Origin of the sequence: uncultured Maribacter sp. (genome assembly GCF_963977385.1) — a bacterium.
Classification (GTDB): domain Bacteria; phylum Bacteroidota; class Bacteroidia; order Flavobacteriales; family Flavobacteriaceae; genus Maribacter.
The window spans coordinates 170,142-190,627 of sequence record NZ_CAXBOU010000001.1 but is presented as its reverse complement, the minus strand read 5'-3'; the positions used below and the strand labels follow the sequence as shown (position 1 = coordinate 190,627).

The 20,486-nt window shown below is 33.3% G+C and carries 14 protein-coding genes; 4 read left to right on the top strand and 10 right to left on the bottom strand.

The features are described 5' to 3' along the window. Positions 1-615 precede the first annotated feature (615 nt). The 3 genes from rnr (at position 616) to AAC084_RS00755 (ending at position 4,263) form a co-directional block, all read left to right on the top strand. Complete coding sequence (gene rnr, locus AAC084_RS00765) at positions 616-2,808, top strand: ribonuclease R (protein ID WP_339835571.1); 2,193 nt, start codon at positions 616-618, stop codon at positions 2,806-2,808. Positions 2,809-2,898: 90 nt separating this feature from the next. Continuing rightward, a complete protein-coding gene (locus AAC084_RS00760) occupies positions 2,899-3,576 on the top strand; it encodes a head GIN domain-containing protein (protein WP_339835569.1) in 678 nt (225 codons plus the stop codon). A gap of 6 nt (positions 3,577-3,582) precedes the next feature. Next, positions 3,583-4,263: a LysE family transporter gene (locus AAC084_RS00755; protein ID WP_339835566.1), complete on the top strand. Its 681-nt coding sequence runs from the start codon at positions 3,583-3,585 to the stop codon at positions 4,261-4,263. Between the two features lie 43 nt (positions 4,264-4,306). Here AAC084_RS00755 and AAC084_RS00750 read toward each other — a convergent pair whose 3' ends face one another. From AAC084_RS00750 to AAC084_RS00725, 6 genes are all read right to left on the bottom strand, one after another. Next, positions 4,307-4,813, bottom strand: coding sequence for an OmpH family outer membrane protein (locus tag AAC084_RS00750; RefSeq protein ID WP_339835564.1), 507 nt, complete (start codon positions 4,811-4,813; stop codon positions 4,307-4,309). A 238-nt stretch (positions 4,814-5,051) separates the two neighbouring features. Continuing rightward, entirely contained in the window at positions 5,052-5,888 is an 837-nt protein-coding gene (locus AAC084_RS00745; RefSeq protein WP_339835563.1) for a class I SAM-dependent methyltransferase, read from the bottom strand. A 64-nt stretch (positions 5,889-5,952) separates the two neighbouring features. Then, positions 5,953-7,821 (bottom strand): tRNA uridine-5-carboxymethylaminomethyl(34) synthesis enzyme MnmG, encoded by a 1,869-nt coding sequence (mnmG, locus tag AAC084_RS00740; RefSeq protein ID WP_339835561.1) that lies wholly within the window; start codon positions 7,819-7,821, stop codon positions 5,953-5,955. 5 nt (positions 7,822-7,826) lie between these two features. Beyond that, complete coding sequence (ybeY, locus tag AAC084_RS00735) at positions 7,827-8,246, bottom strand: rRNA maturation RNase YbeY (RefSeq protein ID WP_339835558.1); 420 nt, start codon at positions 8,244-8,246, stop codon at positions 7,827-7,829. Beyond that, a complete protein-coding gene (locus AAC084_RS00730) occupies positions 8,239-11,706 on the bottom strand; it encodes a hypothetical protein (protein ID WP_339835555.1) in 3,468 nt (1,155 codons plus the stop codon). The genes ybeY and AAC084_RS00730 overlap by 8 nt, the downstream gene beginning before the upstream one ends. 196 nt (positions 11,707-11,902) lie before the next feature. Continuing rightward, entirely contained in the window at positions 11,903-13,135 is a 1,233-nt protein-coding gene (locus AAC084_RS00725; protein WP_339835552.1) for a fibronectin type III domain-containing protein, read from the bottom strand. Positions 13,136-13,401: 266 nt separating this feature from the next. Between AAC084_RS00725 and gltX the strand changes: the two genes are divergently transcribed. Further along, on the top strand, positions 13,402-14,910 hold the full coding sequence (gltX, locus tag AAC084_RS00720) for a glutamate--tRNA ligase (protein ID WP_339835549.1): 1,509 nt from the start codon (positions 13,402-13,404) through the stop codon (positions 14,908-14,910). 30 nt (positions 14,911-14,940) lie between these two features. Here gltX and AAC084_RS00715 read toward each other — a convergent pair whose 3' ends face one another. From AAC084_RS00715 to AAC084_RS00700, 4 genes are all read right to left on the bottom strand, one after another. After that, positions 14,941-15,336 carry an ACT domain-containing protein gene (locus AAC084_RS00715; RefSeq protein WP_339835547.1) on the bottom strand — a complete coding sequence of 132 codons (396 nt, stop codon included), beginning with the start codon at positions 15,334-15,336 and terminating at the stop codon, positions 14,941-14,943. 112 nt (positions 15,337-15,448) lie between these two features. Beyond that, the gene (gene rlmF / locus AAC084_RS00710; RefSeq protein WP_339835545.1) at positions 15,449-16,420 is read right to left on the bottom strand and encodes a 23S rRNA (adenine(1618)-N(6))-methyltransferase RlmF; all 972 of its coding nucleotides are present in this window, start codon (positions 16,418-16,420) and stop codon (positions 15,449-15,451) included. A 42-nt stretch (positions 16,421-16,462) separates the two neighbouring features. Beyond that, positions 16,463-17,041 carry a PepSY domain-containing protein gene (locus AAC084_RS00705; RefSeq protein WP_339835543.1) on the bottom strand — a complete coding sequence of 193 codons (579 nt, stop codon included), beginning with the start codon at positions 17,039-17,041 and terminating at the stop codon, positions 16,463-16,465. Positions 17,042-17,625: 584 nt separating this feature from the next. Further along, a complete protein-coding gene (locus AAC084_RS00700) occupies positions 17,626-20,382 on the bottom strand; it encodes a M14 metallopeptidase family protein (RefSeq protein WP_339835540.1) in 2,757 nt (918 codons plus the stop codon). Positions 20,383-20,486 lie beyond the last annotated feature (104 nt).

Genomic DNA, 20,486 nt, shown 5'->3' with positions numbered 1-20,486 from the left:
AATTTTACACTGTGGGGATAGGTAAAATAGATGCTAAAGGTACAATAATCAGGCATTCACAACAAAAATTACCTAGTTGACAACATTTGCTATGTTGTATAATTTAATAGTTGTTAATTACTATGTTATAAGCAGGTTTAATTCATTTATAAATTGTTTAAAAAAACATGCTTAAATATTTGCTTTATAAAGTTGACATCTGCTTACACTATTAATCTTCTAAAGAAGAATTAAAGTATTAGAAAGTATTAGTGGATTTTCATCAAAAAAACATTCCTCGTTAACATTAAAATTACATTTAGTTATTAATAAATTCATGTTAATAGAGGTTATAAACCATTTCTGATAACTTCTCAAAATACTGATTTTCAATTACCAATTACTAAAAGTTCTGTCAACAACTTTTAGTATCTCATAAAGTCAAGCAATATTCAAATAAGTTATACCTGTTATTAACAGACTATAATAACCATCAAAATTTAATTTAATTTAAAAGAAAAAATGTCAATTATGATATATATGTTAATAACAACTCATTAGCTTAACTTTTCATTAAAAGGTTGACTAATAGGTAGTGGATTATAATTCGTAATTTTCCAACAAATAAGAAGTTTAATGTCGAAGAGAAATAAGAAGGCTAATAATCATAGAAAGAATGAAATCACAAAAGGAATTTTTACTGTTCTGGAAAAGGAACCTAGTAAAAGTTTTAATTATAAGCAGATTGCCGCCAAGATAGATATAACCGATGCTCAAGATAGAAATATCCTAATAAAAAGGTTGACTGAGCTAAAGGAAAAGAAGCGTATTCAAGAAGTTGACCGAGGTCAATACAAAGTATTAGAAAATACGAAGTCGTACCACGAAGGTACTGTAGATATTACAGGAAGGGGAAATGCTTATATCGTTGTTGAAGGTATGGACGATGATATTTTTATACCATCAAATAAAATAAATAAAGCTTTTCATAAAGACAAAGTAGAGGTTTATATTTATCCTAGAAGTAAAAGTAAAAAGTTAGAGGGCGAAATAGTAAGGGTTCTTGAACGATACAAAACAACATTTGTTGGTATTGTAGATATGCAAAAAACATTTGCTTTCGTAAGACCTTCAGATTTTAGAATGTATACTGATATTTTTGTTTCAAAGGATAATCTAGGGGATGCAAAAGATGGTGAAAAAGTTTTAGTAGAAATAACTGATTGGCCAGATAATGTAGACTCACCTTTTGGTAGAGTAACTGAGGTATTAGGTATACCAGGCGAACATGATACTGAAATTCATTCAATATTAGCCGAATACGGATTACCTTATTCTTTCCCAGCAGAAGTACAAAATTTTGCTGATGGTTTAGATACTAGTATCAAACAAGAAGAAATACTAAAACGTAGAGATGTAAGAGATGTTCTTACGTTCACTATAGATCCAAAAGATGCAAAAGATTTTGATGATGCGCTTTCTTTTCAAAAATTAGAAAACGGTAATTACGAAATTGGTATTCATATTGCCGATGTTTCACATTATCTACAAAAAGATACAATCTTAGATGATGAAGCTTATGAAAGAGCTACGTCGGTGTATTTAGTTGATCGTGTTGTTCCTATGTTACCTGAGGTATTATCAAATAATGCTTGTTCTTTAAGACCTAATGAGGAAAAGTATACTTTTTCTGCAATTTTTGAGCTAGATGACAAATCTTTAATTAGAAATCAATGGTTTGGAAGAACTGTAATCAATTCTAATGAACGTTTTGCTTATGAAGAGGCACAACATATCATAGAAACGGGTAAAGGTCTTATTTCTGAAGATATATCTATTAGAGACTCCTCTTATACTGTTTCTGATGATGTGGTTGAAGGTACATTGATTATGGATCGATTAGCTAAAATAATGCGTGATAAAAGAATGGACCAAGGTGCGTTATCTTTTGATAAAGTAGAGGTTCGTTTTAATTTGGATGAAAATAGTGAGCCGATAGGAGTTTATTTTAAAGAATCTAAAGATGCCAATAAACTTATAGAAGAGTTTATGCTTTTAGCTAATAGAAAGGTTGCTGAATTTATAGGTAAACAAAAACCAAAAAAGACATTTGTGTATAGGGTGCATGATGATCCAGATCCAGATAAATTAATGACTTTGAACGGTATCATTGCTAAATTTGGTCATAAGCTTGATTTTAAGGATAAGAAATCTATAAGTTCATCTTTAAATCAATTATTAGAAGATGTTAAGGGTAAAAAAGAGCAGAATATGGTCGATACCCTTACAATACGTAGTATGAGCAAAGCTATTTATACCATAGATAATATTGGTCATTATGGTTTAGCTTTTGATTATTATACACATTTTACCTCACCAATTCGTAGATATCCTGATATTATGGTACACAGGTTATTACAACATTACTTAGATGGAGGTAGTTCTGCTAAAGAAGAGGAATTTCAAAAGAAATGTAAGCATTCTTCAGATATGGAATATTTAGCTTCTAGTGCAGAACGTGATTCAATTAAGTACATGCAAATCAAATTTATGCAGGATCATAAAGATGAAGAGTTTCGTGGTGTCATTAGTGGAGTAACTGAATGGGGTATTTATGTCGAAATTATAGATAATAAGTGTGAGGGCATGGTTCGTATTCGTGACATAAAAGGAGATTATTATATCTTTGATGAAAAGCAATATGCTATTATTGGTGAACGTACCAAGAAAAAATATCAGTTAGGTGATGAGGTTACTGTAATGGTAAGGAATACCGATTTGATAAAAAGACATCTAGATTTTGCTTTGATTCCGGATGACAAAAAATAATTTGGAACGAAATTTGGTATAAGGTGGCTGTGTTAGAAAGGCAGTTAATAAATTATATGCTTTTCTATAAAACAAATTTATACGTAAAGAATGAAACAAATATTAGTTTTAATGTTTCTCTTCGGATGTATTTTGGTTACTGGCCAGGATAGTAAGGTTACTCAAAATTTAGAACCCTTTAAGGAATTAAAAGGGTTTGATGGTTTGTCTATTAATCTTATTAAATCTACTGAGAACAAAGCGATTATTTCTGGAGAAAATACAACTAGCGTTGCTATTGTTAATAATGAGGGAATACTTAAAATTCGTATGCAAATAGGTAAAATATTTAGCGGATACAAAACTTTTGTTGACCTTTATTATTCCGGTAAAATTTTAGTTATTGATGTAAATGAGGATGCAAGAATAGTTACAGAGGAGGTTATTAAACAAGAGGTATTGGAGTTAAAAGCTCAGGAAGGTGGTGAATTAATTGTAAATGCTGAGGTGGAACAAATGTTGATAAAATCAGTATCAGGTGGTGTTATTAGAACATCAGGTTCCTCAAATTTACAAGATGTTCAAATCAATACCGGTGGTATTTATGAAGGTAAAAATTTCCAAACTAATTTTTCTACAATAAATGTAAATGCTGGTTCAAGAGCAGAAATCAATGCTAAAGATTATGTAAAGGCTACAGTTAAAGCTGGTGGTGAGGTACAAGTCTATGGTAATCCTAAAAAATTAGAAGAGAAAACCGTTTTTGGTGGTACAATAAAAAGAATGTAAAGTTCTATGTTAGAAGATATACAGGCAGCGATTCCTTTAGGATTTTTTCTAAGTTTTATGGTAGGGCCTGTATTTTTTGTGCTTTTGCAAACTAGCGCTGTTAAGGGTTTTAGAGCTGCAATTACTTTTGATTTTGGTGTTTTATTAGCAGATATCTTGTTTATTTTATTAGCCTATTTTAGTAGTTTTCAACTTCTTGAAAATTTAAGTAACCAACCAGGTTTATATGTATTCGGTGGTGTTATTCTTTTAATATATGGGTTATTTACTTTTTTTAAGGTCGATAAAAAGATAATACCTGATGAGTCTAGAAAAATTAAAAAGGCCGATTTTTTAGGTCTATTTATTAAAGGCTTTTTATTGAATTTTATTAATATAGGAGTTCTCGTATTTTGGCTTGGAATTATTATAATCGTTGGTCCTAGTCTTGATAATCAACCCAATCGCTTTTTTACTTTTTTTGCAACTGTACTACTCTCCTATTTTATAACTGATATATTTAAGATATTACTAGCTAAACAGTTAAAGAAAAAATTAACGGCAAATAGAATTTTTGTAATTAAAAAAGTAATAGGAATTATACTTATTATATGTGGAGTGGTTCTTATTGTAAAAGGATTTTTACCTAAGGATCAGTTTAATATAGAACAGGAACTTGAACGTTTTGAGCATAATTTAATAGAATAAAAAAAGCCGGTTAATAACCGGCTTTTTTTATTTTGTATGCGTTTTATTTTTTATACTTATCATTAAGTAATTTAACTACTTCGTCAGTTAAATCATTAGCATCAGTACCATAAAGAACACTACCACCATCTCCACCTCCTAAGATATAAGAATAGCCATTTTTCTTTCCATAATCCTTGATTTCTTCTTTTACCTTAGAAACAATACTATCCATTTCAGTTTGTCCGGCTAATTGAAGTTGTTGATCTTGTTGTTGTAATTGTTGACCGATTATTTGCCCCTTTTGTTGCATTGCTGCATATTCTTCTTGAGCTTTACTCTGAGACAATGATTGTGCTTTAGTTTGAAAAGCTTGTGCTTCCATTTGAAAAGCTTGCGATATACTATCTCTTTTTGAGGCTAATGCATCTGCTTGAATTTTGAATTTTGCTTCAACATCAATTTTTTGCTGATACTCATCCATCAATTTTACATTGTCTACATAACCAATTTTTTCTTGTTGACAAGATGCCAATAATGTAAGCGCTAAAATCACTATTACGTTTTTCATTTTTTCATTTTTAAGTTGTGCAAAAGTAACAAAGGTTTTTATAATGGATTTAATTTTGAATCGGAATAAAAGGAGGAATTACGTTAATATTGATATTTACTATGATTTATAATTTTTATATAGATAATTCTTATTTTAAATGAAGTATTTTAAGAGGATATAAGAGAATATTTTTAGTTTAATAATAGTTTGTATTGATTACTTTAAATTATATCATTAGAATTCTTTAAATTAGGTTTTACTCTCTTTTTAGAATATATATAAGAGAAGAATACTCACCAGAGCGTCTTGCATTTAAATTTGACAGTAATCCCCTGAATATAGCTTTTAAATAATTTGTTCTACCATTTTTGTATTTCTCAGATAAAAGGGAAACATAATAAGAGTCAAAGTGCATTGGTAGAGTTTTAACTACTTTAAAATTATGTTCATTAAATATTTCTGTTATTGAATTTTGTGAAAAGTGCCATAGATGTCTTGGCGTATCATAAGCCGCCCAATTTTCTTTATAATATGCTGCATCGTAAGATTTATAATTTGGAACGGCAATAATTAAAGTTCCTTGATCTGACAAAATATTTTTTATTTTTACTATATGTTCTTGTAGATTAGGAAGATGTTCAAGGACATGCCAAAGTGAAATAACATTAAATTTTTCTGCGTTTATTAATTCTAATTTTTCTACTATATTTAGGTTTTTTTCTAATGCCTTTTGTCTAGCTTTAATATTAGGTTCAACCCCAAAAGTTTTCCAATTATTGTTTTTAGCGTATGCTAAGAATTCTCCTGTTCCACACCCAATGTCTAAAATATTTTTCCCATTAAGTGAATATTGATTTATCAATTTTATTTTTTTTCTTAACGTATAGCTTTTTACAATTTGATAAATTTTTTCAAAAACACTTTTTGCATCATCACTGTGTGAAATATAATTTTCTTCTTGGTAATAGTCGTCTAAGTTTTTTGGTTGTGGTTCTGTAATGAGCATATCATATGTTGAATCTTTTACAAGATTGAAGGTTTCTTGAGTAACAAGGTGGTCTTTTGTTTTTAAGAAGATTTTATTTTCAAGCATACTCTATTGTTGTAATTCTTTTTTATGTTCTTTTTTTTCATTGTTCCACGTGGAACAATTTCCCCTACCGTCCAAGAAAAACTAAAAGCACACTGATATCACTTGGTGTAACTCCGCTTATTCTTGAAGCTTGTGAAATTGTTACAGGTTGAATTTTGGTCAGTTTTTCTCTTGCTTCAAAAGAAAGAGATTTTAATTTGGTGTAGTTAAAATTTGTTGGAATCTTAACAGCTTCTAGTCTTTGTAGTTTATCAGCATTTACTTTTTCTTTTGCGATATATCCTGAATATTTTATTTGTACTTCAGCTTGTTCTAGAACTTCGCTGTCTAAATTATTTTCTTTAATGTAGGTAGAAACTTTATCTAGTTTTAGCATGTGGTCCATAGTAACATTAGGTCTTGAGAAAGCTTTGTACATTTTATCAGATTGTTTTACCAATGCCGAATCAACGCTTTCTAATATTGGATTTATGTCTTTTGGCAGTACGCTTGTTTCTCTAAAGAAATTTACCAATGCATCTGATTGGGCTAATTTTTCTTCCATTCTTTTCATGCGAGTATCTGTAGCTAAACCTATGGAATGACTTAAAGGCGTTAATCTTAAGTCTGCATTATCTTGTCTTAATAACGTTCTGTATTCTGCTCTAGACGTAAACATTCTGTAAGGTTCTTCTGTTCCTTTGGTAATTAGGTCATCTATTAAAACACCGATGTATGCTTCATCTCTTTTAAGTATTAAAGGTTCTTTTTCGTTTAGTTTTAAATGAGCATTTATTCCAGCCATCAATCCTTGCGATGCAGCTTCTTCATATCCTGTTGTTCCATTTATTTGTCCAGCGAAATAAAGATTATCTATTAACTTAGTTTCTAAGGTATGTTTCAATTGTGTTGGTGGAAAATAGTCGTACTCTATTGCATAACCGGGTCTAAAGAATTTTACTTTTTCGAAACCTACAACAGAACGTAGTGCTTTAAATTGAATGTCTTCAGGCAATGATGTTGAAAAACCATTTACATAAACTTCTACAGTTTCCCAGCCTTCAGGTTCAATAAACATTTGGTGACTATCTTTATCAGCAAACCTGTTAATCTTATCTTCGATAGAAGGACAGTATCTAGGACCTGTGCTTTTTATTCTACCATTGAACATTGGTGACCTATCAAAACCTTCCCTTAGTAAATCATGAACTAACGCACTTGTATGTGTCATGTGACAATCACGCTGATGTGCCAATGGTTTTGTGTTTGTGTATGAGAATTTTTCAGGTATATCATCACCCGGTTGTACAATCATTTTAGAATAATCTAAAGACCTTCCATCTACACGGGGTGGAGTTCCTGTTTTCATTCTACCACTTTGAAAGCCAAAACCGAGTAATTGTTCTGTTATTCCTGTGGCAGCTTTCTCTCCAGCTCTACCTCCACCAAATTGTTTTTCACCAATGTGAATTAATCCGTTTAAAAATGTACCGTTCGTTAATATGACGGATTTTGATTTAATGTCAATTCCTAAAGATGTTTTTACACCAACAATTTTGTTATCCTTTACTAACAGTCCAGAAACCATTTCTTGATAAAAATCAACGTTTGGCGTACGTTCCAACATTAACCTCCATTCTTCTGCGAAACGCATTCTGTCATTCTGAGTTCTAGGGCTCCACATTGCAGGACCTTTTGATTTGTTGAGCATTTTAAACTGAATGGCCGATTTATCAGATACTATTCCGCTATATCCACCAAGTGCATCAATTTCTCTTACAATTTGGCCTTTTGCAATACCACCCATAGCCGGGTTACATGACATTTGACCAATTGTTTGCAAATTCATCGTTATCAAAAGTGTTTTTGATCCTAAATTTGCGGCTGCGGCTGCGGCTTCTGCTCCTGCATGACCACCTCCTACTACTATTACATCATATTCTTCTCCAAACATATCTTCTATTGTTCCACGTGGAACAGCTTTATTTTTTCTTCTTCTTTGGCGCGCATTTCGACAGTAGCTGTTTCCGTTTTATCCGAATAACCCATTAGGTGTAAAACCCCATGAACCATTACGCGTTTTAATTCGTTTTCAAAGGAAACATTAAATTCCTTTGCATTTTCCTTTAGACGATCGATTGAAATGTATAAGTCTCCAGATACATTTTTTCCTGACACATAATCAAATGTGATAATATCTGTCAAGTAATCATGTTGAAGGTAATCTTGGTTGATTTTTAGTAAGTAATCATCATCACAGAAAATGTAATTTAATTCAAGAATTGAAAAACCTTCCGTGTCACAGGTTTCTATTATCCATAAATCATAATTGCTTTCTGTTTGTAATTTAAAATCAAGTAGGTAATTGTAGTTAATCATTTGCTTTAAAATACTCTTTAACTTTGTTTTGAAAATTTTGCCGCAAAGGTAAGCTTTGCCTGTTTAAAATTTCAACTTCATTATGATAATTATCTAATAATGAGGGTTTAGTAGTAATCGGATTGCTAAAATCCTTTAAATTAGAGTTACTTTCTCTTTCAGATTTCTCCCCTTGCTTTAAAGCTGCATTTTCTAATTTCAATAATTCGTATTGTATAGTGTTGACCTTGTTGATTGTACGTTGTGTAATTCCATTTTCTAATAGATCGTTTTCAAAGTCCTCCATCTGCTTAATCAACTTTTGACCCAATTTTTGGTCTCCAGAATTAATCATATTTTGCAATTGGTTTTCTAGTTCTTGTCTAATTTTTTGTTGGCTCTGATATATTTCGTAGATCTCTTTTAGCTCTGCTTCGCTCATACTTCCTTGTCCCTGGCCCTCTGTACCGTTACTTCCTCCTTGCCCTTCACCATTGGTTCCAAATTCACCACTTTTACCATTTTTACCGCCTTTTCCTTGACCTCCTTCTCCGTTTTCTCCTTCAGAACCCTGCTTACCACCCTCGCCTTGTTGCCCACCTTCACCTTTTTTACCTTTCTCTCCTTGACCGTTTTCACCATCTTGCCCTTTCTTACCTTCACTACCAGAATCTCCTTGTTCACCCATTTTTTCTCCAAGCTGTTGTTGACCCTTAATTATGTCGGGTAGTTGAAATCCCCCTTCACTTTGACCAGAACCTTTTCCCATTTTCATGCTCTGCTGCATATTATCCATTACTTCGGCTAGAAAATCCGCTAAACTATTGGCGGCGGTAAGTACATATTTTTGATGTGAGATACCCTGGTAAATTTGTCCATCGGCCATTGTCTCTAACGATTTGTCAATATTATAGTATACTTCGGTTATTTGCTCATTAACAAATTCAGATAGTTCTGCTTGTCTTAAGGATAAGGCAAATAGACTATCGTCTACATGTTCAAAAAGACCTCTTAATTCATTTTGATCACGAACTGTTTCAGAGTATTGATTGGCATCTTGGTCTTCTTTTTGTGCGAGTCTGTCAAAAAGTGATTCTTGTTTAAAAGAAAAGATGATAAGATTATCTAATATTTGTCTTAGCATTTCTGCATCTTCTGAAACCGAAGAGCCACCACCGCTACCCGAGGATGATTCTCCCAACTGCTCGCTCATTTCCTTCATTTTCTGTGCAGCCGATTTTTGTTTTTTGCTAGCTTCTTTTTTAGAGTCTGATTCTTGTTTGTTTTCTTGTCCTTTTTCTAGTTTATCAAGTGCATCTTTCTGATCTTCTTTTATACCATCTTTTTTATCAGTGTCAAGTTTTAAATCAATTGGTTTTTTTAGTTGATTGTTGTCCTTTTTCAAGGCATCCATTTCACTTGAAAGTTCATCGAATTTTTTATTTAATACTTTTTGGTTTTTAGGATTATTTTCTTCGTTATTTTGATTCGATAGTTCTTCTTGATTTTTCGCTAATTCTTCTAAATCCCTTGCTAATTGAGAAGCCTTTTCTGTGACATAATACCGTTTGGTCAATTCTAATAATTGTTCTAAGCTTCGTTCGCTATTTTGTTGCTTTTTTCCTAGTTCTTCTAGGCGTTTGGTTAGTTCTTCCTTATTTATTTTATTAGCTATTTTGTTAAGTTCTTCAAGTAGTTTCTGGTTTTTCTTCGCCTCTATTTCTTGTCGCTCTAAACGTTCTTGTAACAATTGGTTTAATTTGTTATCCTTGTTTTCTTTATTCAGGTTTTCTTTGAGTTCTTTACTGAATTTTTGCATGAACTGTTCTTGGCGTTCTTGCTTTTTTAGAAAATCTTTAATTTGATTTTTATCATTAAAATTAAGGCTGCTTTTTTCTTTCTGATTTTGGTTTAATTCTTCTAATAATTCTTTCTGTTCTTTTGCTCTTTCTAGAGATTTATCTAGGTCTTTAATTAATGATTGTTGGGATTCTAAATCTTTATTTTTTAATTGGTTTTCATCAAGTAAGGTTTGCTGAAAAACCTGGCTTTTAACTGTTTTACCATTATGAATGGCATCGTTGTCTGTAACCTGAAAATACAAACCGTAATTCTTACCGGCTTCAATTTCTAATCCGGATGGGAATGTGTAGTAAAATAGTTCGTAGTTAGATGTTGGTTTGGTAATGCTAATCTTTTTCTCTTCCTTTTCTTTTCCAACTTCAAAATAGATAATATCAATATTAGCTAAACCATAGTCATCAGTTACGCTACCTATGTAGTAAGAAACATTAGGATTAACTGAATCTAAAACTTGATTTATTTTGATTGTAGGATATCCATCTTTAATCACCTTAAAGTCATAAGCTAGACGCTCGTAATCTTGTACATTTCTGTTGGTTGTGGTTAATTCGTAATTAAGGTCGTTATATATCCGTTTATCAATAGAAAAAGTGTTTTTCTGTTTTTTAAAGGATAGTATAGTGTCTTTTGTAGCTAGTTTAATCTTATCGGTATTTTCTCCTTCAATTTTCCATATAACTTTGGTGCCTTCAGGTATTACTGCGTTTCCGGTACTTTTAATTGTTTCGTTTGCTTTTTTTAAATAGGTAGGATAACTTAAATCCATGGTAAAATCTACAATTGAAGGAGTTGCCAAGGCAAGGAGTGTATATTTTCTAGAATTAACTTCATTTGCTCTAAAATTAAAGCTCGTCGTAGTCATGGGTGGTGAAAATGTGTATTCATACAAGCCATTTTGTTTTTGTAACAATATGGATTTACCATCAATTTCTATAAATACATTTTCTGGTTTTATAGTTCCTTTAGTAGCTACTTGAATGGTGAATGATTCATCTTGTAATGTACTTAAGTTATCAGACAAAACTTCAAATTTAAATGGTGCTGGTTTTTCATAAGCCATTTCATAATTAACAACACGCTCATAGGTTCCAAAAAAGGTATTCCAATTTCCAGAAATATATAATGCTCCAATAATTAGAAGTGGAATAATAGCGTATTTTAAATATTTTAAAGAATCTTTAAAATCAATGGCATTAGAAAATGGTATGGGGTCCATTTGTTTTGATCTCTGAGCTATACTCGCTAGTAGTAATTCTGATTGTTGAGGATTTTCTGCTAGATCCAGCAAATTTGTCAGCTTATCTCCTACTTCCGGAAAATGTTTACCGATAATGTTGGCGGCATCCTTTTGCCCTATTCCTTTTTTCAATTTTAAAAGATAGAAAATAGGAGTCAGTATATATTTAATGAGTAAAAAGAATTCAACTCCTATAAAAATGGCAAATAACACCAATCGGCCTGTTGTATTCAGCCATAAAAAATATTCTACGCCTAATACCAATAGAAAAAACAACAATCCGAATGCAAAAAACAATAAAACCCCCTTTAAAAGTACTTGGGAATAATGTTTTTGAATGAACTGATTTAACCGGTCTAAAATGTGCTTATAGTCTTGCAATTGCCCTTTTTTATACCAAGATAACGGTTATGACGAATGTTTGTTGGGAAATATTTGTTAAAAGGGATTCTATATGCTTGACAGTTAATCACTAAAATTAAAATAATCTGATTCGGTTAGGATGAAAATACGAAGGCCGAATTCCATTCTTTTCGTATGAGATTCGGCCTAAAGCTTTATAATTGTGGTAGTAAAATTAATTAGTTTCCACGGAAACCGTATAATTTAACTGGTAGACCACTCCATCATCTTCAATTAATAGATAACCCGTCTTGTTCTCTGCTAAAGAATCATAGTTGGCGTTACTAAGAACACTGCTAGAAATAGAAGAATTATATATAGCATAATTTTCTATTTCAAAAGCTACAGCAATCCATTCTTGAATATCAAAATTGGCTATTTCTTCTGAAAAAGTAACATTTAATTGACCCCCAAAGAATTGACTGTCAGGTGTGTTAAGTGTTGCATCTGTTATGGTAATGGTTGGATGAACTGGATAATCGTTAGTGGTGGTAAAAGTTACGGTCGATTCTTTAAACTTGTTGTTCCCTTCTACTTCTGCACTAATCACTACTTCATAGGTTGTATTACGTTCTAAGTTTGTAAGCTCATAGCTGGTGGCATATGTAAAAGTATAGGGTGCTGGATAACTTACGCCGTTCGCGGTCAAAAGATAATAAACTCTAGTTCCATCTGACATGGTAGATGGTGTCCAGTTCAATGTTGCCGAAGTTCCTGTAATATTGGATGCAGTTATTACAAAATCTGTTGGTATTGGGCAAGCCTCTTGAAAAAATGTAATTTCCTCCGATGTTTGAGTACCGTTATAACTTTTAGCTATTACTTCGATAGTATGTTCCGCACCCTCTTCTACCGCAAGATTAAAAACAGTTCTTTCTGTATCATAAGAACTGTAGCTTTTATAGAAATCGCCATTTAAATAAATTTCATAATAATATTCTGATTCATCTTGTACCGTTGGGGTTGGCCAGCTAATATTGGCAATACCACAACCAATTTCCAGATGAGTTATTGGAAAGGCAGATGGCGGAGTTCCCAAAGTATTAAATACCGAAGTGTTTATACTCTCTTCTGCATCATCGGCAGATGCAACAATTTTTACGGTGTATGAAGTGTTGATTTCTAGTTCTTCAACTGTATATACTAACTCTGCAAGATTTTCTGCTACCAGTTCGTCATCTAAAAACAAACTGTAGTTTACGGTACTAGCATTTGATGCCGTAACCTCGCTCCAAATAATTTTTGCGCTTGTTTGAGTTACTTCATCATACTCTATTTCTATAGAGCTCAACGTTATTATTTCCGTTTCTTTTTCAATACCGGTGATGGAGTCATCAGAAGAATCTGATGTGCAGCCAAGAATTAATAGTGCAAAAAATGCACTAAGAAAACTAATAGAATATTTCATTTAAACGTTTTTTAGGTTTTAGAATAACGTGTGATCTTTGGTATTCGTATAGTTTCTTTTAAATGGTTTATGAATATAAATCTTATTATTTAGCTTGTAATCTGTACTTAAAATCTAAGATTTAATTATCTTCTTATACAGGTTTATGTCGTTAGGTTGGTGTGCACGAGTTATATCCTAGAAATTATTAATAATGTATTGTGTTTTTTAGATAATAAATACGTTGCGGACTTAAATGGCTAAGCGTGTTTTTATACCTTTGCGGCATGACAAAAAAAGTACGTGTTCGTTTTGCACCTAGTCCTACTGGACCTTTACATATTGGCGGTGTTCGTACTGCCCTATTCAACTATTTGTTTGCCAAAAAACATGGTGGCGATTTTATACTCCGTATAGAAGATACCGACCAGAATAGATATGTAGAAGGCGCAGAGAAATATATTATAGATTCTTTAAACTGGTGTGGAATTCCTTTTGATGAAGGTATTGGCAAAGATGGTGGTTTTGGTCCGTATAGACAGAGCGAGCGTAAATCGTTGTATAAAAAATATGCCAATGATTTAGTGGAAAGTGGTAATGCATATTATGCTTTTGATACTTCAGAAAGTCTTGATGCGCATAGAAAAAACCATGAGGAGAATGGCAAAACTTTTATCTATAACTGGCATAATAGATTAAAGCTTGATAATTCATTGTCTTTAATGCCTGAAGAAGTAAAAAACAGATTGGATAATGGAGACGATTATGTTATCCGTTTTTTAACTCCACCAGATGAAAAATTGCATTTACAAGATTTAATACGAGGGTCTATTCAAATAGACACCAATGTTTTAGATGATAAAGTGCTTTTTAAAAGTGATGGTATGCCAACGTATCATTTAGCAAATATTGTTGATGATCATTTAATGGAAATCACCCATGTTATTCGTGGTGAAGAATGGTTGCCATCAATGGCACTTCACAAACAATTGTATGACGCATTTGGTTGGGATTCACCAGAATTTGCGCATTTACCGTTAATAATGAAACCCGTTGGAAAAGGTAAATTGAGTAAGCGTGATGGTGAAAAAATGGGCTTTCCTGTTTTTCCGCTTTCTTGGAATGAATCTGTAGGGTATAAAGAATCTGGTTATTTCCCAGAAGCAGTTATAAATTTCTTGGCTTTATTAGGATGGAATCCTGGTACGGAACAAGAACTATTTTCATTAGATGAGCTAGTCGAATCGTTTAGCTTAGATCGTGTAAATAAATCTGGAGCACGTTTTGACCCAGAAAAAACCAAATGGTACAATCAACATTATCTTCAAGAAACACCTGCTGCAGTGCTAGCTGAAATGTTCTTGCCAATTGTAAAAGAGCATATTACAGGTGACTCTAAAGTGAATTTAGATTATGTTACTAAAGTGGTTACGTTAATAAAAGAACGCGCCGTTTTTGTTTTAGATTTTTGGGATTTAAGTGATTACTTCTTTGTTGCACCATCAGAATACAATGAGAAAGCAGCTAAAAAACAATGGAAAGAAGATACTTCAGAAATCATGAATGACTTGGTTTCTATCTTAAAACCAATTGAAGATTTTTCTTCTGAAAATACAGAAACCATTGTAAAAGCATGGATTGGACAAAAAGAATTGTCTTTTGGAAAAGTGATGCCTCCTTTACGTCTATTCTTAGTTGGTGATATGAAAGGACCACATATTTTCGATATTATGGCAATGATCGGTAAAGAAGAAAGTATTTCTCGAATAGAAACTGCACTAAATAAATTGGGGTAAGATTAAATTTTCAAGAAAATATGCAGAAACTTATTTTCTTGAAAATTCACCTAGTACTTCCATAGCCTTTTCTGTGTCTTTTGTAGAAACAAAAATATGGTCATGGTAATATGCTGCAACGACATTGCAACTAATATTATGTTTTGTTAGTGCTGTAGAAACCGCAGCTGTAAGACCAACGGCATCTAATGCGGAATGTACCGTTAAAGTTATCCAGGAAGCAACGAATTCGTAATCGAAATTAAGTGCGTCGGCTTTCTCTTTAGATAAGATAATTGTAATACCCTCTGCTTCTTTAAATTCAAACAGAATATCTTCTCTTGATATTTTAGTGATGTCTTTAAGAGATATAAAAACATAGCTACCCACGTTTAGGTTGGGTTTCAAACTCTTTAATAATACATTAAGATCTGTTTCTCCTGCCATACGAGCGTTTTCACTGGTTTTAAAAATAAAATTCGACCCTTCGGGTCTATAAACAAGTTAGAACGGCTTAAAACTAGGTTAGCTTAATTCGAATTAAGCTTTAGGAAATATATTATTTGCTTCCCCATCGTTCATCTGCCCAAGTTTTCATCTCTGTTGGAGATAAAAATGTCCAGGCTATTATTCTACTCATCTTGTTTCCTTGACCCATTGGTATTGTTTTATGCTCGGTAGCTCCAATTTTTTCTAAACGATCATAGAACGCTCGAAGGTTAGATTGTTTGGAGACTAATGTTGAATACCATGCAGAGTTTTTAGGGTACTGCCCACTTTCATTAATCATATTGAGCACAAAACGTTTCTCACCACCATCGGTCCATAATTCACCACCTTGACCTCCAAAATTCAGTTCGGGTTTTTTTACCCTTTTCTTTTTCAGGTTACTAAGCTTTCGTAAAGTTCCGGCTTCTGCTTCTGCTTGGGTAGCATGAAAAGGCGGATTACAAATAGTTAAATCTACTTTTTCATTGGTGTTTAATATTCCCGAAAAAATATGCTCTGGTTTTGGCTGTAGTCTAAATTCAACTTTACCATGAAGTGAAGGGTTTGAGGTAACAATTTTTTGTGCAGCTTCAATACCTTTTGGGTCTATATCTGTAGCAATAAAAGACCATCCGTAGGTATTATTTCCTATAATTGGATACACACAATTTGCTCCCACACCAATATCTATACATTTTATCTGTTCTCCCTTTGGTATTGTTCCTTCATTGCTTGCAGCTAGTATATCTGCAATATGGTGTATGTAATCTGCGCGCCCTGGTATTGGCGGACAAAGAAAACCATCTGGTATATCCCAAAAATCTAATCCATATTGAGAAATTAATAACGCTTTATTAAGCGCTTTAACAGCTTTAGGATTAAAAAAATCGATAGTTAGATTACCATATTTATTTTTGGCAACAAATTCTTTTAATTCTGGATTAACTAGGCGAAGTGCCTTTAAATCGTAACGGCCTGTATGTTTATTTCTGTGATGTAAACTTGGTTTTTCTAAACCTTCTTTTTTCTTAGGGTCTGACATAATTTTAATAAATTCTTGAGAGCCCAAAGCTAAACCTAATTTTTAAGCAGTATGGTTATTTCTTCGCATACGTTTAGGGCCATACCAAAGCCAAAAGCCTGTAATCGTAAAAACCAAAAGAGCAACACCCATAACTGTGGTGTAAAAAACCTTAATTTGATTATTGCTCGTGCCTAAATAATTATCTAAAATTGAACCATCATGTATGTGCTCTATTAGGTCAGAGTAACGACGATCTGCATGAAGTAATTTTCCTGTTGCGCCATCAAGTTGAAGGCCCCAAAGATGATTGGCATATATAAATTTAACCATCCCTTTTTCTTTACGAATATCGATACGATCTATTTCGGTAGAAAGTTCTGGTGAAATTGTTTTTAGTAGATATGAATCTGCCAAAGTGTTTAAACTATCTATTGGTAGCCAATTTTTAAGTTCTGTAGAAGTTCCTTGGTAAGATTTTGATAATATAATGCCTCCACTGTGTTTTTTCCAACCTAAAAGAAGTCCGGTAATTGCAATGAAAAAGAAAAATATAAATAAAGCCGCACCAGTGATTCGGTGAATTTTTCTAAAATTACGCAGCAATTTTGCCTGTTGTTTCCGCCTACTATCCTTACTCATACGTATGAACCAATCTTGGTGTGCAATTTAGTTAGATTTATAAATTTCATATCAGAAGAATTTGTTAAAAGAACAGGGTTTAGGGCCACCATTTGTTCTGTTTTCTGATATAAATAATTTGACCTGTATGATATGCGATATGTGTTGATGAATTTAGAATTTCTGTGTTCCAGATTTTTGGTTTTTTAACGGGTGCTTCTTGAACAATATGTTACCACTCTATTTGCAAATTATCTAGGTTCTAATTTGTATTAATCCAATTTCCCTCAGAATTTGTATTAAATGTAACTTCCATTGCCACCTTTAAAAGCAATTAAAACTCTTTCGTTCTAAAAAAAAGATACATGTGAAACGAGTTCGGCTATAGAATGGTTTTCTGAACCATCTTTCCAATTCGCCTGACGTTCAGTAATAACAAATAAAACTGTGTTTATCGGCACAAACCAATTTTGTTCTGTATGGGTTTGTTTTAGTTGTTTATCGAGTAAAGGTTTTATGCTTGCAGTATATTTTAGCTTGAACAACTCATGGTTAAAAATGCAAGTAGAGAAATACTTAAGAATCTCCACACGTGGTTTAATATTCTATATCCCCTTTTCATCTTCAACGGTTTTTTTGATTTCTGTAGATGACCACTCCTCTATTGCTTTGTGCTCATTTGCTATATTTTTCGAATATAACAGGGCATTAAACAATGCACGATATGTACCCATTGGTTGTCCGCGCCATTGGGGTTGAAAACCAAATAGTATTACATGGCCTTTTTTATAATAAACATCTAAAGCAGCAGCATTTTTGTTCATATACTCCTCACCTACCAAATAGCCAGATAATAAAGGCGAGCCTTTTTCTTGATATCGCGCAAGAACCTCTCCCTGAAACCCATCAAGTGTTTTAAAAACAGGACTATCAAAAACAAAAACACCTGATTTTTCAGGCATTCCTGCCATTACAGGGTGTTGGTTATTGTGTTCTACTTCTAAAATTGAACCACCAGTAAAAAACTCATTTCTTTCTAGATTTTTAATGCTATTTACTACTGGTAAATGAAGTTCATTAATAGCAAAATCACTACTCTTATTTAGACAAACCAATGTGCCGCCTTCACTGATGAAAGAATCAATATTCCGTATGCCTTGTCCTTTTAAACCACCTGCATATTGTGGCGGCGCCATACCTTTTGTAAACCCATTTTTTATAGTCTCGGGTCGTTCAGAAGCGAGTAAAATAACATCGAAACGTTCAGATAATCTACCATTTACCACATCAGCGTTTCTAATTACGGTGTACGGTATTCCAAAATTATCTAGCAACCACCTTGTCCATCCCATGTCCATGCTTGCAGTCCATGGGTCATAAACTGCAATTCTTGAGGTAACTTTCGCTTTAGAACTGCTTGAACCTAAAACACCATTAACCGCATAATCATTTACCCATTTTTGCATTTGAGAACGATTGGCATTTTTAATACCATAAGATTTGTTTTTAGAATCATAAACTATAGGAAGGCTCTTGTCCATAGCCTCACCAACAACCCTAAATGTATTGTTCTCTTTAGGGTTTAAGAACAAGGTTCCGCCATTACCCTTTAATGAACCCGGCAACGGCACTATTCCCGCAGCAACTGCATTCGTGTTAAATCCGGCTCCACCGACAAAGTCAATTTTGCTAACATCTGCCTTTTCCTCTTCATTTGCTGGCGTACCTTTTACCGGAACGAGTGCTTTTTGAATTTGTTCCGTTAACGGTGACATTGCTGCAATAACCTCAAGTTCCATTTGATAGGGTAATGTCCAACCCGCCGCGTCATAAGGCTGCTCTAAAGGTCCGTCTGGTGATTCTCTCAAATCAGGATATTCTTGAACATCCATTAACTGACGTGCCAACTCACCAAATTCCTGTGCCATAGGGATCACCCACGTTCCTTTAGGGTAATTCATGCCTTCAAAAAGTATAGCCTTATCTAGCTGAGAAATTTTGATACCATTAAATGCCAATCTTTTTAATAATTCTACAGGACGAACCGGATCTCGTTGATCTTGTTTTATGAAATATGCATACGGTGGCTCATTCTTGTATTTTTCTATAGTGGTAACACCTGCTTGATATTTATTAAAGAGTAACGTCTCTTTATATTTTGCGGCATAATCTAAGACAGCAATTGATGCAGTCTGCATATATTGCACCGCGTCCGCCAATCGCCACCAGCCACCCTTCCAAGGGCTTGAATAGAGCGATTCAACGCGTAAATCAGCTCTGTCTTTGGGAAAATCCCGAATGGTATAAAAATGAGGTGTTGCATATCGATATAAAGCTGTTTCAGTCCAAAATGATGGGATGTTCTGCATTGCGGGCATATAATCTATGTAGCCTGGGTACCAAGCATCAAAACCTTTTCCCATATGCACCGCTCCTGGTAAACCTTCTGTTTCTAATTCTTGAGCCATCGCCATACCAATCATATTTACTTCGCGGGCCACCAAAGGTGGAGTCTGTGGTGCAATGGGTTCTGCAAAAGGTGGCAACCAAATACGTGTAGGGAATGGTGAAGATTGGTGGTGCACATGAATAATGTTCGGTTCCCATTCTCGCCATGTACGACCTACAACGCGAGATTCTAATTGGTTTAGCATATATGCATCACGATTATTATCATGACCTACATATTTTTGATATAACCAAGGGGTTGGTGCGGTTTCGTATGGTGTTCCTACATTTCCTAAATACCAATTTGCAATGATATCTTGCCCATCTGGATTAAGGGAGGGCCATAAAACTAAAATTACATTATCTAGAATGGCCTTATACTTTTTATTATCTGCATGACTTACAAGTTCGTAGGCCAATGTTATAATATGTTGTGCACCAGCCACTTCAGAGGCATGCAATCCACCACTTAAATCTACTATTGCTTTTCCCTCTTCGGCAAGTTGTTTTGCCATTTCTCTGGTAAGGTCTTCGGGATGTGCAAGTTGTTGTGAAATTGCTTTATAATGGTCAATCTTTTTGAGGTTTTCTGGTGATGAAATCAACACATAATTCCATTCTCTACCTTCTGATGTTTTTCCGGCGTATTGCATTTCAACTAAATTACTTGCTTCCGAGAGCCTTTTAAAGTATTTGATTGATTGTTCGTAGGTAGCCAAATTAAAATCTGAACCTATTTCAAAACCAATAACATCATTTGGATTAGGAATTTCTTGGGCATTAGCATGAAAACCTCCCAAAAGAATCAATAGAGAAATTTTGTAAATTATATTTCGTGAGTAATGATAATGGATAGGGTTAAGTAATTTTTGGCTGAATTGAGAAAAAATAATGGTTTTTGGAATCCTTTTCATGGAATCTATATTTGGTTGGTATAGCTAATGTATTAATAAAGAGATACCTTTCTTTCAAAATGGACCTATAAGGTTGAAACTTTGAGATATTCTAAAATTAGAAA

Coding starts and splice junctions, on each gene's coding strand:
- rnr (WP_339835571.1), top strand. CDS start 616: ATGTCGAAGAGAAATAAGAAGGCTAATAATCATAGAAAGAATGAAATC.
- AAC084_RS00760 (WP_339835569.1), top strand. CDS start 2,899: ATGAAACAAATATTAGTTTTAATGTTTCTCTTCGGATGTATTTTGGTT.
- AAC084_RS00755 (WP_339835566.1), top strand. CDS start 3,583: ATGTTAGAAGATATACAGGCAGCGATTCCTTTAGGATTTTTTCTAAGT.
- AAC084_RS00750 (WP_339835564.1), bottom strand. CDS start 4,813: ATGAAAAACGTAATAGTGATTTTAGCGCTTACATTATTGGCATCTTGT.
- AAC084_RS00745 (WP_339835563.1), bottom strand. CDS start 5,888: ATGCTTGAAAATAAAATCTTCTTAAAAACAAAAGACCACCTTGTTACT.
- mnmG (WP_339835561.1), bottom strand. CDS start 7,821: ATGTTTGGAGAAGAATATGATGTAATAGTAGTAGGAGGTGGTCATGCA.
- ybeY (WP_339835558.1), bottom strand. CDS start 8,246: ATGATTAACTACAATTACCTACTTGATTTTAAATTACAAACAGAAAGC.
- AAC084_RS00725 (WP_339835552.1), bottom strand. CDS start 13,135: ATGAAATATTCTATTAGTTTTCTTAGTGCATTTTTTGCACTATTAATT.
- gltX (WP_339835549.1), top strand. CDS start 13,402: ATGACAAAAAAAGTACGTGTTCGTTTTGCACCTAGTCCTACTGGACCT.
- AAC084_RS00715 (WP_339835547.1), bottom strand. CDS start 15,336: ATGGCAGGAGAAACAGATCTTAATGTATTATTAAAGAGTTTGAAACCC.
- rlmF (WP_339835545.1), bottom strand. CDS start 16,420: ATGTCAGACCCTAAGAAAAAAGAAGGTTTAGAAAAACCAAGTTTACAT.
- AAC084_RS00705 (WP_339835543.1), bottom strand. CDS start 17,041: ATGAGTAAGGATAGTAGGCGGAAACAACAGGCAAAATTGCTGCGTAAT.
- AAC084_RS00700 (WP_339835540.1), bottom strand. CDS start 20,382: ATGAAAAGGATTCCAAAAACCATTATTTTTTCTCAATTCAGCCAAAAA.